The sequence below is a fragment of the Micromonospora sp. FIMYZ51 genome (assembly GCF_038246755.1).
GTDB lineage: Bacteria > Actinomycetota > Actinomycetes > Mycobacteriales > Micromonosporaceae > Micromonospora.
In genome coordinates this window covers 1144607-1159002 of the sequence record NZ_CP134706.1, presented here as the reverse complement: position 1 = coordinate 1159002, position 14396 = coordinate 1144607, and the positions used below count along the sequence as shown (strand labels likewise).

12 protein-coding genes are annotated in these 14396 nt (G+C 65.9%); 6 read left to right on the top strand and 6 right to left on the bottom strand.

The genetic code is table 11. The features are described 5' to 3' along the window. Positions 1-3: 3 nt before the first annotated feature. The 4 genes from QQG74_RS05530 to QQG74_RS05515 are packed head-to-tail and all read right to left on the bottom strand — an operon-like array spanning position 4 to position 6672. Positions 4-189 carry an MbtH family NRPS accessory protein gene (locus QQG74_RS05530; RefSeq protein ID WP_341719206.1) on the bottom strand — a complete coding sequence of 62 codons (186 nt, stop codon included), beginning with the start codon at positions 187-189 and terminating at the stop codon, positions 4-6. Continuing rightward, the gene (locus QQG74_RS05525) at positions 186-1667 is read right to left on the bottom strand and encodes an MFS transporter (RefSeq protein WP_341719205.1); all 1482 of its coding nucleotides are present in this window, start codon (positions 1665-1667) and stop codon (positions 186-188) included. Before QQG74_RS05525 ends, QQG74_RS05530 begins: the two co-directional genes overlap by 4 nt. Next, positions 1664-3052, bottom strand: a complete 1389-nt coding sequence (locus tag QQG74_RS05520) for a condensation domain-containing protein (protein ID WP_341719204.1) — start codon at positions 3050-3052, stop codon at positions 1664-1666. The genes QQG74_RS05525 and QQG74_RS05520 overlap by 4 nt, the downstream gene beginning before the upstream one ends. A 41-nt stretch (positions 3053-3093) precedes the next feature. Beyond that, positions 3094-6672 (bottom strand): amino acid adenylation domain-containing protein, encoded by a 3579-nt coding sequence (locus QQG74_RS05515; protein WP_341719203.1) that lies wholly within the window; start codon positions 6670-6672, stop codon positions 3094-3096. Positions 6673-6782: 110 nt separating this feature from the next. Here QQG74_RS05515 and QQG74_RS05510 point away from each other — a divergent pair, with 110 nt between their 5' ends. The 5 genes from QQG74_RS05510 to QQG74_RS05490 all read left to right on the top strand — a co-directional run bounded on the left by QQG74_RS05510 (position 6783) and on the right by QQG74_RS05490 (position 12268). Then, positions 6783-7796, top strand: coding sequence for a LysR family transcriptional regulator (locus QQG74_RS05510; RefSeq protein WP_341719202.1), 1014 nt, complete (start codon positions 6783-6785; stop codon positions 7794-7796). 137 nt (positions 7797-7933) lie between these two features. Next, positions 7934-8893, top strand: coding sequence for a hypothetical protein (locus QQG74_RS05505; protein WP_341719201.1), 960 nt, complete (start codon positions 7934-7936; stop codon positions 8891-8893). Further along, positions 8877-9680 (top strand): ATP-binding cassette domain-containing protein, encoded by an 804-nt coding sequence (locus QQG74_RS05500; protein WP_341719200.1) that lies wholly within the window; start codon positions 8877-8879, stop codon positions 9678-9680. The genes QQG74_RS05505 and QQG74_RS05500 overlap by 17 nt, the downstream gene beginning before the upstream one ends. A gap of 139 nt (positions 9681-9819) precedes the next feature. Continuing rightward, the gene (locus QQG74_RS05495) at positions 9820-10857 is read left to right on the top strand and encodes an ABC transporter substrate-binding protein (RefSeq protein WP_341719199.1); all 1038 of its coding nucleotides are present in this window, start codon (positions 9820-9822) and stop codon (positions 10855-10857) included. Positions 10858-10930: 73 nt separating this feature from the next. Continuing rightward, the gene (locus QQG74_RS05490) at positions 10931-12268 is read left to right on the top strand and encodes a M20/M25/M40 family metallo-hydrolase (RefSeq protein WP_341719198.1); all 1338 of its coding nucleotides are present in this window, start codon (positions 10931-10933) and stop codon (positions 12266-12268) included. 41 nt (positions 12269-12309) lie between these two features. On the opposite strand, the gene QQG74_RS05485 is transcribed toward QQG74_RS05490, so the two are convergent. Next, positions 12310-12915, bottom strand: coding sequence for a TetR/AcrR family transcriptional regulator (locus QQG74_RS05485; RefSeq protein ID WP_341719197.1), 606 nt, complete (start codon positions 12913-12915; stop codon positions 12310-12312). A gap of 174 nt (positions 12916-13089) precedes the next feature. Here QQG74_RS05485 and QQG74_RS05480 point away from each other — a divergent pair, with 174 nt between their 5' ends. Next, positions 13090-13452 (top strand): thioesterase family protein, encoded by a 363-nt coding sequence (locus tag QQG74_RS05480; RefSeq protein ID WP_341719196.1) that lies wholly within the window; start codon positions 13090-13092, stop codon positions 13450-13452. A gap of 103 nt (positions 13453-13555) precedes the next feature. On the opposite strand, the gene QQG74_RS05475 is transcribed toward QQG74_RS05480, so the two are convergent. Further along, positions 13556-14377: an AraC family transcriptional regulator gene (locus tag QQG74_RS05475; RefSeq protein WP_341719195.1), complete on the bottom strand. Its 822-nt coding sequence runs from the start codon at positions 14375-14377 to the stop codon at positions 13556-13558. Between the last annotated feature and the right edge of the window lie 19 nt (positions 14378-14396).

Here is a 14396-nt window from a genome sequence, read left to right as displayed (position 1 = left end):
CGACTAAACGCGCAGGCTCTTCGGACGGAGATCGGTCCAGATCCGTCTGATCTCCGCCAGACACTCGCCACGGCTGCCGGCCGTTCCAATGTCCCGCCAGCCGACCGCTGGTTCCTTGTGGAGTGGCCAGAGCGAGAGCTGCTCCTCGTCGTTGACGACGATGCGGTAGTACGGCTCATCGATGCTCATCGCTCATTGCGCCTTTCATCATCTGCTGTGGAAACGGTCGACGGCACGCCAGTCAAGCTCGCCGCCTCACGCTCGGCCCCGGCCGTATCCACGGTCGGGCTGACCGTCTCCCCGGTGCCGGGCTCCGAGGCGGCGGCGCCCCCGTCCGGGGCGCCAGGGGCGGCAACGTTGTGGTCGGGCACGAGAATCTCCAGATCGCGAACACTCCGCGCGAAGATGCCGTAGAGAGCTGCGGCGATGCCGAGTAGCCCGGACAGCAGGAATACCAGCTTCATTCCCGCCCCGGGGCCCGCGCCCACCACCGGCTCGAACAGCTCGGCGAGCCCGCGCCCCTCCCGAGCCTGCGGTTCGAAGATGCGGTCGATCAACGCGCCGGTCACCGAGAAGCCGATGAGCAACGCGAGTTGGCTGATGAATTGCATGGCCGCGAAGACCCGCCCCTGAACCGCGGGCGGAATCTTCTGCTGCCAGATCGTGAGCGAGTACGCCTCGATGAACGGCACGCTCAGCCAGGACACGAACCAGGCGATCGCCCAGAGCACGAGGCCGTCGCCGAACCCCATGAGCACCCTGCCGAACAGGCTGAAGACGATGCTCGCACCCAGGATCCACCAGATCTTGCGTGACGGTGACTTGAGTACGCTGACCAGTAACGCACCCAACGCACCGCCCACCGCGCCGACCGAATTGATGGCACCGAGAAGTGCCTCGTTGTTGTCCGTTTTGATGAGGACCAGAGGTGTCAACACGATGAAACCCATCGCGGACACCAGGCCCACCACGAAAAGGACCGCTTGCATACCGAGGAAGCCAGCGCGGCGGTACAGGTAGCGGAAGCCGAGCATCGAATCCGCCCAGAACCTGGCCCGGCCCGGATCAGCGTCGCTCTTTGGACGCTTCGGCAGCGCGATCAGCAGGACCGTCAGGATCGCGACCCCGAAGGACACCAGGGCCACCAACAACACGCTCCAGATGCCGGAGTATGCAATGAGCAGCCCGGCGATGCCGGGAGCGAAGATCGCGGGAACCGAACGCACAAGCGAGAGCATCCCGTTGGCGCGGGTGTACTGCTCCTTGGCCAGCAGCAGCGTGATGAGCTTGGAGTAGGCGGGGTACTGGAATGCCAGGAACCCTCCGCTGATCGTGTTTACCGCGACGAGCGGCCAGAACGAGGCGGTGTCGGTCGCGAACAGAGCCAGCGCCACCACGGTCGTGAGCACCGAGCCCACGTCGCTCACGATGATTGACGTCCGCTGGCCGACGCGGTCGACCAGGCTGCCCACCATCGGGCTGACCAACACGGTGGCAGCGAACGCCATCAGCGTGAGCACGGCGAGGTCGGAGGCGCGTCCGGTCTGTTGCCAGACCCAGATGGCCAGCGCAAAGTTGATCATTCTCGTGCCGGCGGCCGACAACAGCTGACCCAGCCAGATGACGACGAACGCCCTCATTCCCCTTGGCCGCTCGACCCTGATCATCGGGGCACCCGACCCTTCAACAATTGCATCGGTCGATCAGGGTTGGCGAGCGCGGCCTCCAGATGCTCTCGCATCTCGTCAAGCAGCCCACGGACGTACTCCCGATCAAACACCGACCGCCGGTACTCGATGGAACACTTGAGCTCGTCCGCCAGGAACACAAAGCCCACAGCCAGATCGAACTTGGCCGTGCCACTGTGCCCGTGGGTGATCGACACCTCCAGCCCGGGGAGGCGAAGGAGTTCCGTCTCCCGGTCCTGGACGATGAAGGAGACCTCGAACAGGGGATTGCGGCCGCTCGTACGCGGCACCCCGAGCGACTCGACGATGGTCTCGAACGGGACTTCCTGATGTGTCTGAGCGCGCAGCGTCACCGACCGCACTTTCCGCAGCGACTCGCGCAGACTCTCCCCGCCGGATGGCCGTAGCCGCAGCGGGAGCGTGTTGACGAAGAAACCGACAAGCCCTTCGACCTCAAGCCTGGTCCGGTTTGCCACCGGTGTGCCCACGATGAAATCGTCGGCCCCGGTCCGCCGACGTAGCAGATCGGCAAATACTGCCAGCATCGTGATAAACGGTGTCACGCCCTCGGCCCGGCTGACGGCCTCCACCGATCTGGCAAGAGAAGCAGGCCAGAACGCCAACTCCAGCTCACCAACGGACGGGCCCGTCGCCGACGGTGGCGGCCGGTCCGGAAACGTCAGCGCTGCCGGCGGATCGGCCAACTCGCCCTGCCAGTACTGCAAGTGTCGCTGATATCTCTCGCCAGCGGCATCGGTGGCCTGCCAACGGGCGAAGTCGACGTACCGGACGGGCAGCGGATCGAGATCCGGTTCTCTCCCCTCAATCGCGGCGGTGTAACCCTCCTCGATCTCGCGGAAGATGATGCCCATGCTCCAGCCGTCACAGATGATGTGATGCATGGTCAGCAGCAACAGGTGCCGGTCGCCCTGGTCACCGCTTGTCAGTATCGTGGCGGAAAGCAGCGAGCCGCGGGTGAGGTCGAAGGTGCGCCTTGCCTCGGCGTCGAGGAGGCGCTCCACCAGGTCGCGCCGGGCCGCGTCCTGCGGCCGCCAGTGCCGCACCGCCAGGCGGAATTCGCTGTCCGGAAGCACCGTCTGGTAAGGCACCCCGTCGACGTCGAAGAACGCTGTGCGTAGGGCGTCATGCCGCCGGACCAACCCGAGCAGCGCCTCGCTGAGGGCACCGATGTCTAGCCGCCCCACGATCCAGAACGCGTACGGCACGGTGTAGAGCGGCAGGTCACGATAGACCTGGTGGAGAAACCACATCCGTTGCTGCGCCGAGGAGAGTGGGAAGACATTGAGCTGCTCTCCTCGCGTGTCCAGCGTGGTGCGTAACGCGCGGCGCTGCTCCGGCGTCATCGCGTCGATCCGCTTGACGAAGTCCCGCATCGGCTGACCGCTCAGCTTCCAGGATTGAGCAGGCGATCCACGTCGCCCTCGGAGAGCCGCTCGATCTCGTTGAGCAGGGAGTCGATGGTGTCCTCTGAACCGGTGGCCGTAGGACTGATCGCCGTCGATGCGGTCGACTCCGGCCCTTCGGCCAGCACTACCGCCAAGGCCGCGGCGAAGGTGTTCACGGTCGGATTCTCGAACAGCAGGCTGACCGGCACGTCCCGGCCGAAGACCGTCCGTACCCGAGACACCACCCGGGTGACCTTCAGCGAGTGCCCGCCGTTGTTGAAAAAGTTGTCGTCCGGCCCGAGGGTGGGTACCTCAAGTACCTCGCGCCAGATGTCCAGCAACTGCTGCCGATCGTTTCCCGTGACCTCGTCCGACGGCGGCGTCGATGGGTCGTGCGTTGCCTCCGGCGGAGGCCCTGCGGGCAGCATCCGATCGATCTCGGCGGCCAGGGCAGCCACGGTCCGATGATCGAAGACTGCCCGGTAGGGCAGCTCGATGACGAACTCGGCCCTGACCCGTTCGATGAACCGGGCCAGGGCAAGTGAATCGCCCCCCGCCGCGAACATGTCGGCGGAGACCGCGATCGGCTCTCCCTGCACCTGTTGCCACAGCTTCAGCAAGCGCGCTTCGGTGGGCGTCGGTGTCTCGGCCGTGCCACCCGTCGCCTCGTTGAGCTGGATACGCTTCAGCGCCGCGATGTCCAACTTGCCGTTCGCGTTGAGCGGAAACGCAGGGAGCGTGACGAACGCACCCGGAACCATGTAGATCGGAAGCCGGGCGCGGACCTGTTCCCGTAGTTGCTCGGTGTCGACCTCGGTGCCCATGGGCGTCACGTACGCCACGAGCACCTCGTCACCACTGCGGTCGACGCCGACCTGGACCGACGTCTCGCGCACCAGGCCGGTGCCGAGCAGACAGTTTTCGATCTCGGCAGGCTCGACCCGGAAACCGCGGATCTTGACTTGGCGGTCCATCCGACCGAGAAAGTCGATCATCCCGTTGTCGCGGTAACGCGCCAGGTCGCCGGTGCGGTAGAGGCGGGCACCTGGTTGATCGCTGAACGGGTCGGCGATGAACTTGTCGGCGGTGAGATCGCTCTGGCCGATATACCCGCGAGCTACGCCGTCACCACCGACGAACAGTTCTCCCACGACGCCGACGGGCACCGGCTGGAGGTACTCGTCGAGCACGTAACTTGTGGTGTTACCAATCGGGTAGCCGATGGGCACGTACGTCTCGGTGTCGGGCATGTCGTTGCACCGGTAGACGATGGCGAAGACGGTGGTCTCGGTTGGTCCGTACGGGTTGATCAAGTTCTCCGGCGGACCGTGCCGCAGCATCCGGCGAATCGTGTGCAGATCCGCCTGCTCGCCACCGGAGAAGAAGTATCGCAGCGAACCGAAGGTGTCCGGCTTCTCGCTGACGATGTGCTTCATCAGCGCGGCGGGCAGGAAGAAGATCGTGATCTGGTGCGCCAGCAACTGCGCCTTGAGGCGGTCCGGATCCAGCACGTCCTCCTTGCGCAGGCCGACCAGACGCGCGCCGTTGAGCAGCGCGCCCCACACCTCGAAGGTGGCCGCGTCGAAGGAGATGTTGGAGGCCTGCCCCACCGTGTCGGTCGGCCGGAAATCCACGTACGGTGTTTCACATACGGTTCGAACGACATTGCGGTGGGTGACCCCGATCGCCTTGGCGCGACCGGTCGATCCGGACGTGAACATGATGTAGGCGAGATTGTCCGGGCTCACCTCGACCTTCGGTGGACGGCTGGGTTCGCCTGCCACCACGGCCTCGGCAGTGTCCAGGAAGACCCGCTTCGCCGCCGGGAAGTCCAGCCCGTCCTGCTCGTCACTGTGCAGCAGAAGCACCTTGACGTCCGCGTCCTCGCACATCGCGGTGAGCCGGTCGCTCGGGTATGTCGGATCGAGGGGTACGTAGAGGCCGCCGGCCTTCAGCGTGGCCAGCGCGCCGATCACCCAGGACGCGGTGTGCCCGAAGTAGAGACCCACCCGGGTTTCCACCCCAACCCCCAGGCCGCGCAGGTGGTGCGCCAGTTGGTTCGCGCGGATCTCCAGTTCGGCGTAGGTCAGGTCGACGTTCGGCCAGTGCAGGGCGGGCGCGTCCGGCGTCCGCTCCGCCCAGGCATCGAAAAGTGACTGGATAGTGCTGTCGGAAGGGAATTCGGTCCGAGTCTGGTTCCAGTCCTGGACGATCACCGCCCGTTCCTCGCTGGTCAGCAGAGACAGGTTCGACAGGTGGGTGTCCGGCTCCTCGGTCAACTGTTTCAACTGCCCCGTGTAATGGTGCAGAATCTGCTCAGCATCCGCACGGCGGAACAGTTCGCGCGACACCTTGAGCAAACCGCCCTCGGTGTCGATACGTAGTTCGATGTCGTAGGGCATCTGCTCGCCGTGGTCGGCATCGATGTCGAAGATCACCTCATCGACGCAATGCCGGCCGGCAGCGGGGGCCGGGGCGACCATGATCTGGAACACCGGGTGCAGGTTGAGGTGACGCTCCGGACGGACCGCCTGCACCAACTGCTGGAAGGTCACGTCCGGATGCGCCTCCACCGCCGCCAGTTCGTCGCGGACCCGCCGCACCGCTTCGCGCCAGGTCGGGTCCGGCGGCAGGCCGATCCGCAGAACTGCGAGATCGGCGAACGCACCGATCACTTCCGTCGCACCCGGAACCGAACGACCCAGCCGCACCGTGCCCAGGACGATGTCCCGGCTCTGGGTGTACCGGTGCAGGAGCACCACGAACGCGGTAAGCATGACCACGTACGGAGTGGTGTTCTCCTGGTCGGCGAGTTGCCGCACGCCGCCCATGACCCGATCGCTCGTCCGGAACGGCAGCGCCTCCGCGTCGAAACGGAGCTCGGTGCCGCGGGCCTGGGTGAACGGCAACTCCAGCGGATCAGGCAGGTCGGCCAGCACCTGACGCCAGTAAGCGAGATCCGCGCCCGGGCCACGCCCGGCCACCTGGTGAGCGAGATCGATGAAACGGAACGGTAACGCGGGAAGTTCGGGCCGGCGGCGCTTCGCGAAGCTCCGGTAACAATCGAACAGATCGCGGGTGAAGATGCCGAGCGATGCCTCGTCCATGACGATCCGGTGCACCACCAGGAACAGCTGGTACCTGTCCAGATCCAAGATAACCAGGACGAATCGAATCAGCGGCCCATCCGCCAGGTCGAATGGCCTACGCAGGTGATCGGCTCGGACATTCGCCAGCCGCCGATCCTGCTCGTCGGGGCTGACCGACTCCAGGTCACAGATCGTGAAGTGCGGATTGTCAGCCAGGATCTCCTGAACGAGAGTTCCCTCGGACCGTCGGAAAACGGCCCGGAGCGCATCATGCCGCGTGACCACCGCCTGCAATGCTCGGCGCAACGCGTCGATCTCGAGTGGGCCGGCAATGTCCACCGCCAGGGAGAGATGGTTCACCGTGGCATCTGGTGCCAGTTGCTGCAACAGCCAGAGCTGCTCCTGCGCGGACGTGGCGGGCACGGGTACGTCCGCAACATGCGGCGGGATCGGAGGCTGTCGTGATGACGACACGGAGTTGCTGATCATCAAATCCCCCATGGGCGGGCGTGGAGCACCGACGTCAACGCCCCGGCCATCCGCAGCCCTTATGGATACGCGCCAGGGACAAAAAGTCCGTTACCAGGGCGGCTCGCCCGATGCTAGCCACCTCGCTAGCATTTAGACAAGCTCCACTCGCTAAAAGCAGCTTTAAGGATCGCTTCATGCTCGACGTCCGTCGTTTGAGGATTCTTTGCGAAGTCGCCCGCCACGGATCTTTTACCGGCGCCGCACGTGCGCTGGCCTACACCCCTTCGGCGGTCTCCCAGCAGGTCGCCATACTCGAACGCGAGGTGAATACGACGCTGGTGGAGCGAGGAGCGCGGGGCGCCACCCTGACCGAGCCGGGCCGACTGCTGGTTCGGGAGTCGGAGGAGATCCTGACCCGGATGGCGATCGCCGAGGCGGCACTGGAGTCATTGGCCGCGCTCGACTCCGGCCTGCTGCGGATCGGCTGGTTCGCCACCGCCGGGGCGTATCTCGTGCCGCAGGCGATCGCCGAGTTCCGGCGACGCCATCCGGGGGTTCGACTGGAGCTTTTCCAGGGCGACCCGGACGAGTGCATCCCCAAGCTGCTCACCCGGGAGATCGAGCTGGCCCTGGTCTACGAGTTCGAGCCAAACCAGCCCGAACGCCATGACCTGCACCAGGTCGACCTCATCGACGATCCGCTCCACATCGGCCTACCAGAGAGCCACCCGCTGGCCAAGCACCCCCGGGTGCGCCTGGCCGACCTCGCTGAGGCACGGTGGATCCAGGGCGTGTGGCATGGCGCGACACTTGACGTCCTACCCCGGGCGTGCCGGCTGGCCGGCTTCGAACCCGCCGTCGTGCTGCGCACCGACGATCGGATGACGCTCGAGGGCCTGGTCGCCGCCGGCGTGGGGGTGGCCCTCGTACCACGACTCACGCTACCGGCGGTACGACGTGGCATCGCCGTACGACCACTGGATGCCTCCGGGTTGTTCCGTCGGGTACGAGCGGCGATACCGGCGGCCGGGTACCGCTCGCCGGCAGCGCTGGCAATGATCGAGATTCTCCGGATCGTCTGCGCAGATCTGATCAAGGTTGCCGACCAGAGACTTCAGCATGACCTGCCGGCAGTCATCTGATTGACTGACCGCCGGACTCCGCACGAACATTCTTGACATTGATCTCCCACCGCCGCTATGTTCCTGTTGAAACAGTCGTTTCAACGAGATCATTAATCGACCAGACCTCGGCGTTCGCCGCCAACCCGAGGAGCTAGATGTCCGATCTCATGTTCGGCACCTTGGTCACTGGACTTCCCCTCGTCCCCGCAGTGCTGGGCATTTACCTTGTGTTCCGGCTGCGGGCAGATTTCGATTTGACGATCGACGTGAGTTTCACCATTGGCGCCACCGTGCTTACCGGTCTCGTGCTGCGAGATCTCTCGGCTCCGGTGGGCCTGCTGGTCGCCACGATGACGGCAGGCTGCCTCGGCCTGATCACCACCGCGCTACACCTGGCACTACGAATACCGGTCATTCTGGCCGGCCTGATCATGTCGATCGGCTTTTACAGCGTGGCACTACGCGGCCTGGAACGACCATCGGTCAGCCTGGTCGGTGCGCCGAACATCCTCGCTGCGTCCGACGTCGCGGATCCGGTGACAAGCGATCTCATCAAGGTCGCCATCTTAGGCACTGTCGTCCTGTTCGTGCTGGCCGCCGTCGGCCTCCTGCTCCGCACCCGGATCGGGCTCGCACTACGAGCCACCGGGGTTAATGCCCGAATGGCCCGCAGTTGCGGAGTCAACGACCGCGCGATGCTCGCCCTGTCATTGTTCCTCGCCAATGCGCTTGCCGGCCTCAGCGGCGCCCTGGTGGTCCAAGGTCAGAACTTCGCAGACGTCAACATGGGTGCTGGCACCCTGATCGCGGGGATCGGCGCGGTGCTGCTTGGCGATCTAATCGTGCGACCGGCCGGATCCAAGGTCCTGCGCGTCGTGATCGCCGTGCTGGTCGGCGCGCTGACCTACCGTTTCATCCTGATTCTGGCGCTCCAGCTCGGTGTGCCAGCCACCGATCTGAAGGGCGTCACAGCGATCATCCTGGTTGCCGCTCTCGCGGCCGAGCGTGGCCTGCGCACGGTGCTGCCCCCGGGATCGACCTCGTCCATCCGCCACTGGAGCGGACTCACCCGACGCAGTCGGACCAAGGAGACAGCCCGTGCTGGAACTCATTGACGTCTCACTGTCGTACAACCGGGGCACGGCGAGCGAGACGACCGCCCTCGACGATCTGTCGCTGCGCATGCCGGACGGGCAGTTCATCACCGTGGTCGGCTCGAACGGTGCGGGTAAGAGCTCGCTGGTCGGTGTGGTATCCGGGGAGATCCGCCCGACCGGAGGTCGCGTCCTCATCGATGGTGTGGACGTCACCGGGTTGCCGGACTACCGGCGTAGCGGTCGGATAGCACGGGTCTTCGACAACCCGCACGCCGGCACCATGGCGGAACTGAGCATCGAGGACAACATGGCGTTGGCTATGGACCGGGGCCGGCGCCGAAGCCTCCAGTGGGCCGTGACGAACCGGCGTCGGGTCACGATGCGTGATCGGTTGGCACAGGTACAACTCGGGCTTGAGAACCGGTTGCGTGACCCGGTGGGGCTGCTCTCCGCCGGCCAGCGACAGAGCCTGACCCTGGTGATGGCCAGCCTCTGCGATCCACAGATCCTCCTGCTGGACGAGCACCTCTCGGCCCTCGACCCGGTGACCCAGGAACGAGTGCTCCAACTGACGGTGCAACTCATCGCGACGATGGGATGCACATCCATCATGGTGACGCACAACATGGCGCACGCCATCTCCCTCGGTGACCGGCTGATCGTCATGTCGGGTGGGCGCATCGTCTGCGATTACGCGGGCTCCGCCAAGGCCGACCTCACCGTGCAGTCCCTGATCGCGGACATCGCCGCCAAGGGGGCGGTGCTCTCCGATCGATCGACGCTCGCCGTCCGGGAGCAGGGCTGAGCCGCCGACCGTCCGGCGGCCGGACCGGCCTGTTGCGTCCGTACCGCGAGCCACGCCGGCAGACCGCTGGGACCGGCCCGCCAACCCGAAGCCACTCGACCATGAACGTCGCTGAACCACCCGCTGAAGGAGTCTCGTCATGCACAGACGCCGTAGCCCCCGCCTCCGCATATCAACCGTCGTTGCCGTCGTCGTACTGCTGACGGTGGCCGGCTGTGCCTCCGACGCCGATTCGACAGACGGCCAGGGCCAGCCGCCCCTCAAGGTCGGCCTGTTCCAGCTCAGTCAGGCCGAACTGCTCGATGAGATCATTGATGGGTTCAAGACCCAGTTGACGGACGAACTCGCCCCCCGGGAGATCGTTTTCGATCTCAAGAACGCGCAGGGCGACCACGGCCTCGTCCAGAGCATCGCCCAGCAGTTCGCATCCTCCGACAACGACCTGTTCGCGGTTGCCGGCACCCCGGGCATCATCGCACTGGCCCAGATGGAGACGAGAAAACCGATCATTGGCCTGGCCATGACCGATCCGGTCAAGGCCAAGGTCGCCAAGAGTCTCGATGCCTCGCAGAGCAATGTCACCGGCAGCCTGGGCTTCATCGAACCACCCGAGATCCTCGCGCAACTGGTTCAGATCACTCCGATGCCACGCCGGATCGGGACGATCTACGATCCCAGCAACGAGGCTTCTCGAATCTGGACGGAGAGCTTCCGGCAAGCGCTTAGCAGCAGGCCCGACATCACCCTGGTAGAGGCCACGATCGCCTCATCCGGCGACATCACAGCGGCGGCTCGTTCGTTGGTGGGGCGAAGCGACCTGTGGATCATCCCGCCCGACACCACGGTGATCGCCGGTATGCCCGCAGTCGGTGGCACCGCGATGCCCGCGAAGGTGCCGCTGATCATTACCGCCGGTGATGCGTCCACGGCCGGTGTGCTGGCCTCTGTCGGACCCGACTACGCGCAACTCGGTCGCCTCGCCGCCGGAACCGCGGCCCGCGCCGTACGGGGTGAGGACCCGGCAACGATCCCCTTCGTCCGCCCCACCGGCGCAACGTGGGAGGTGAACCAGACCACCCTGTCGGCGCTCTCCATCACCCTGCCGTCCGTCGCCTTCGAGCAGCAGAGCGGCACACCGGCCGGATCCGCCGAGCCGACCCCGAGTTCCTCTCGGTAGCCGGTCCCGGCCCGGCCAACGTCATCGTGGGTGCCATCAGCAATGTGCGGAGGAAGTGATGTCAGGACAGGCCATGCCGGAGGGTCGCCCGGTGCTCGACGCAACCGGTCTCGACGAGGTCATCGGGATCTGTCGAAACCTACTACGAATGGACACCTCCAATCCGGGCCGGGTGGAGCGTCCAGCCGCCGAGTACGTGGCCGACCTGCTTACCGAGGTCGGTTGGCCGGTGACCGTGATCGCGGCGGAGACGGGACGCACAAACGTGGTGGTACGCATCCCAGGTCGGCGGCCCGAGCTCGACCCGCTGCTGGTGCACTGCCACCTCGACGTGGTTCCGGTGGACGAGCGGCGATGGACAGTTGACCCGTTCGGCGGCGAGGAGCGCGACGGCTGCCTCTGGGGTCGCGGTGCGGTCGACATGAAGGACATGGCCGCGATGATGGTGGCCTCCGCCCGGTATTACGGCCGCACCGGGGACTCCCCGGCCCGGGACGTGGTCATGGCGTTCCTGGCCGACGAGGAGACGGGCGGCAATCTCGGCGCCGGCCACCTGGTGCGGTCACACCCGTCGATCATCGGCGGCTGCCGGGTCGCCATCGGTGAGGTGGGCGGTTTCAGCGTCCGGGTCGGCGACGATCGCCGGATCTACCTGGTGGAGACGGCGGAAAAGGGGGTGGCATGGATTCGGCTGACCGCAGCCGGCGCGGGCGGGCACGCCAGCATGATCCATGGGGACAATCCGATCACGCGGATCGCCCACGCGATCCGCAGGCTCGAGGATGGCGGCCGGTTCCAGCTGACCACCGGCACGGAACGCTTCCTGCACATGATCGCCGAGGCCCGGGAAACTCCCACCGACATCCGCGACGCCGAGGCCGTGCGCCAGCTGCTGGATTCTCTCGGGCCGGTGTCCCGAATGCTGCACGCCTCGCTGCGGCACACCTACAACGCCACAATCGTCAACGCCGGCTACAAGGAGAACGTCGTACCCTCCACCGCCGATGCACTGATCGACGCACGCTTCCTACCCGGCTTGGAGCAGGACTTCCGGCAGGAGGTGGAACGGCTACTCGACGGCAGTGGCGTCCAGTGGGAATTTGAGCGATGGCTGCCGGCAGTGGCCACGACGAATGCCGATCTACCGCACACCGATCCCGTGTTCACCGCGATCGAGCGGGCGTTGCGCACCGAGGATTCCACGGCTGTGGCCGCGCCGTACACCCTCTCTGCGGGCAGCGATGCCAAGTCCTTCGCCAAGCTGGGCATGGCCTGCTACGGCTTCACACCCCTGCGGCTGCCCCCGGACTTCGACTTCAGCGCACAGTTCCACGCCGACGACGAACGGGTGCCGGTCGATGCGCTGCGGTTCGGCGCACGTGTGCTGAGAGCCTTTCTCGACGCCTACTGACCTGATCTCCGCGGTTGGCCTGACCGGAGACAGGAAGAGGATCAGGCCGGCTCCTCCGGCTCGGTCCGGAGCAGTCGGATCAGGCTCTCAAAAGCTCCCTCGATCCGTTCCTGGTCGCGGGTGGCCAACAGATCGAGCAGGAGGCCCCGGATCGCGGCCAGCACCAGCGTCGGCGCGTAGGGAGTGTTGCCGGCAGCTCCGGTGCGAGTCACCAGCTGGCGCATCGGCGCCAGCCACTCCTGGACGCTCGCCGAGCCGAAGTCACGCCAGGCGCCGTCCTGGTCGTGCAGCGAGCGGACACACCCTTCAAAAAACAGCTTCTCGATCTCTATTTGCCCAGGATCCGTCAGCCAGCGCCACAGCGTCTCGATCGGATTGCCGCCGGAGTTGGCGGCCTGCTCGACAATCTCGAGCTGCCGGGCCCGGGATCGGGCCAGAACCTCACGAATCAGGCCCTCCTTGGATCCGAAATAGTAAAGAAGGACTCGTGGGCTCGAACCCACGGCCGTGGCCAGCGGCCGTAGCGACATGTCGGACAACCCGTGGGTCGCCGAGTATTCCAGGACCCGGATGATGAGTTCTTCGCGCCGCTCGTTGTCGGCGCCCGGAGTCACGCCCCAGTCGCTGCCTTCGATACCCGAATCCACAATGTCAGTTTGCCACCCGCCGCCGCTAAGATAGTCCACGGCGCAGGACGCACCGCCCGTGGTCGCCGGCAGTGACCCGCCCGGCGCGAGAGGAAGTTCATGGGAACGGCACTTCGCCCCGGCCTCGCCGGGACTGGACAGCTGAAGATCGTCGACGGCCTCACCGTGCCCTCCGTGCACCGTGCGCTCGACGCGTTCGCCGACATGCCCCGGGTGTTCGCGACGGCATATCTGGTCGCGTTTGTCGAGGCGACCTGCATCGAGACGATCGCACCCGCCCTTTCGGCCGGCCAGCACAGCGTTGGCACCCACGTCGACCTGAGCCATGTCGCCGCCACGCCGGTCGGTATGACCGTCTCGGCCGAGGTTGAGCTCATCGAGGTCACCGGTAGGCGGCTACGCTTCCGAGTCACCTGCCACGACGACACCGATCTGATCTGTCGCGGCCATCACGAGCGCCACGTCATTGACCTGGCGAAGTTCAACGACCGGGTCACAACGAAGGCAGCAGCGTCGGGCCAGGCCGGATCAAGCTGACTCTTGGCGCGACACCAGATCCACCCCGGGCCACCTCCGACGCGCAGGGGCGATCCTGGTACATGTCGCGGCACCACCCCTCAAGGCCGCAAGCATGACCGACTCAGCGCGCTGCTGGCGTCGTCAGCATTCGGCGGAGGGCGGCGGGCGGATGCCCGCACTCGGCGCGGACGGTCCGGGTCATGTGGGCGTGATCAGCGAAGCCGAGCTCGACCGCGATCCTGGCCAGCCCCTGCTCGCCGGCTTCGATCCGATCGAGCAGGCGACAGACCCGGATGCGGTTCCGGAAACGGGTGAGTGACATACCCACGTTGCGGTGGAACACCCTGCTCAGATAGGGCGGAGACGAGTTCAGCTCACGCGCCAGCTCCCGCAGGCTGAGCGAGACCGGGTCATCGGTCAACAGTTCCCGTGCGCCGTCCGCCAGCCGACGGGCGGTGAGCGTACTCGGCACCGTCGCTGGCGAACTCGACTCCCGGGACGAATCCAGCATCGCGTAAAGCAACTGAGACACCCGCTCGTGCAGCTCGAACTCGTCCGTGCCTGCCCGCGCCGCGGCGACCAGCAGCCGGTGCAGCAGGTCGATACGGCCGGTGGTGACCATCGGCCGAGTGGTACCCAGCCCATCCGTGCCGACGACATCGCGGAGCAACGGTGCGGAGAAGGTGATGCTGGTGCACGTGTCGGTGGCATCGACCCGGTGCGCTATCTGCTGCTGGTCGCCGGGGCGCGCGAGGTAAGCCAGCATGGGATCGGCCACGAGGTCCCAGTCGCCCACACGCAGCCGGAACAGACCGCTACGGATGAATACCAGCCGATACTCCGTGTGCACCTCGGGCGGAAACCATGCCTTATGATCGGCACGGATCCGAACATCGTCCACACTGAATTCGCCGCAGTTGACCAAGCGCGTCACAGACCGCATCCGGCCATCATATCCCTGA

What these genes read in the sequence shown, in the direction of transcription:
- QQG74_RS05515 (WP_341719203.1), bottom strand. Translation starts at nt 6,672, where the DNA reads ATGATCAGCAACTCCGTGTCGTCATCACGACAGCCTCCGATCCCGCCG.
- QQG74_RS05505 (WP_341719201.1), top strand. Translation starts at nt 7,934, where the DNA reads ATGTCCGATCTCATGTTCGGCACCTTGGTCACTGGACTTCCCCTCGTC.
- QQG74_RS05490 (WP_341719198.1), top strand. Translation starts at nt 10,931, where the DNA reads ATGCCGGAGGGTCGCCCGGTGCTCGACGCAACCGGTCTCGACGAGGTC.
- QQG74_RS05530 (WP_341719206.1), bottom strand. Translation starts at nt 189, where the DNA reads ATGAGCATCGATGAGCCGTACTACCGCATCGTCGTCAACGACGAGGAG.
- QQG74_RS05525 (WP_341719205.1), bottom strand. Translation starts at nt 1,667, where the DNA reads ATGATCAGGGTCGAGCGGCCAAGGGGAATGAGGGCGTTCGTCGTCATC.
- QQG74_RS05510 (WP_341719202.1), top strand. Translation starts at nt 6,783, where the DNA reads ATGCTAGCCACCTCGCTAGCATTTAGACAAGCTCCACTCGCTAAAAGC.
- QQG74_RS05520 (WP_341719204.1), bottom strand. Translation starts at nt 3,052, where the DNA reads ATGACGCCGGAGCAGCGCCGCGCGTTACGCACCACGCTGGACACGCGA.
- QQG74_RS05495 (WP_341719199.1), top strand. Translation starts at nt 9,820, where the DNA reads ATGCACAGACGCCGTAGCCCCCGCCTCCGCATATCAACCGTCGTTGCC.
- QQG74_RS05475 (WP_341719195.1), bottom strand. Translation starts at nt 14,377, where the DNA reads ATGCGGTCTGTGACGCGCTTGGTCAACTGCGGCGAATTCAGTGTGGAC.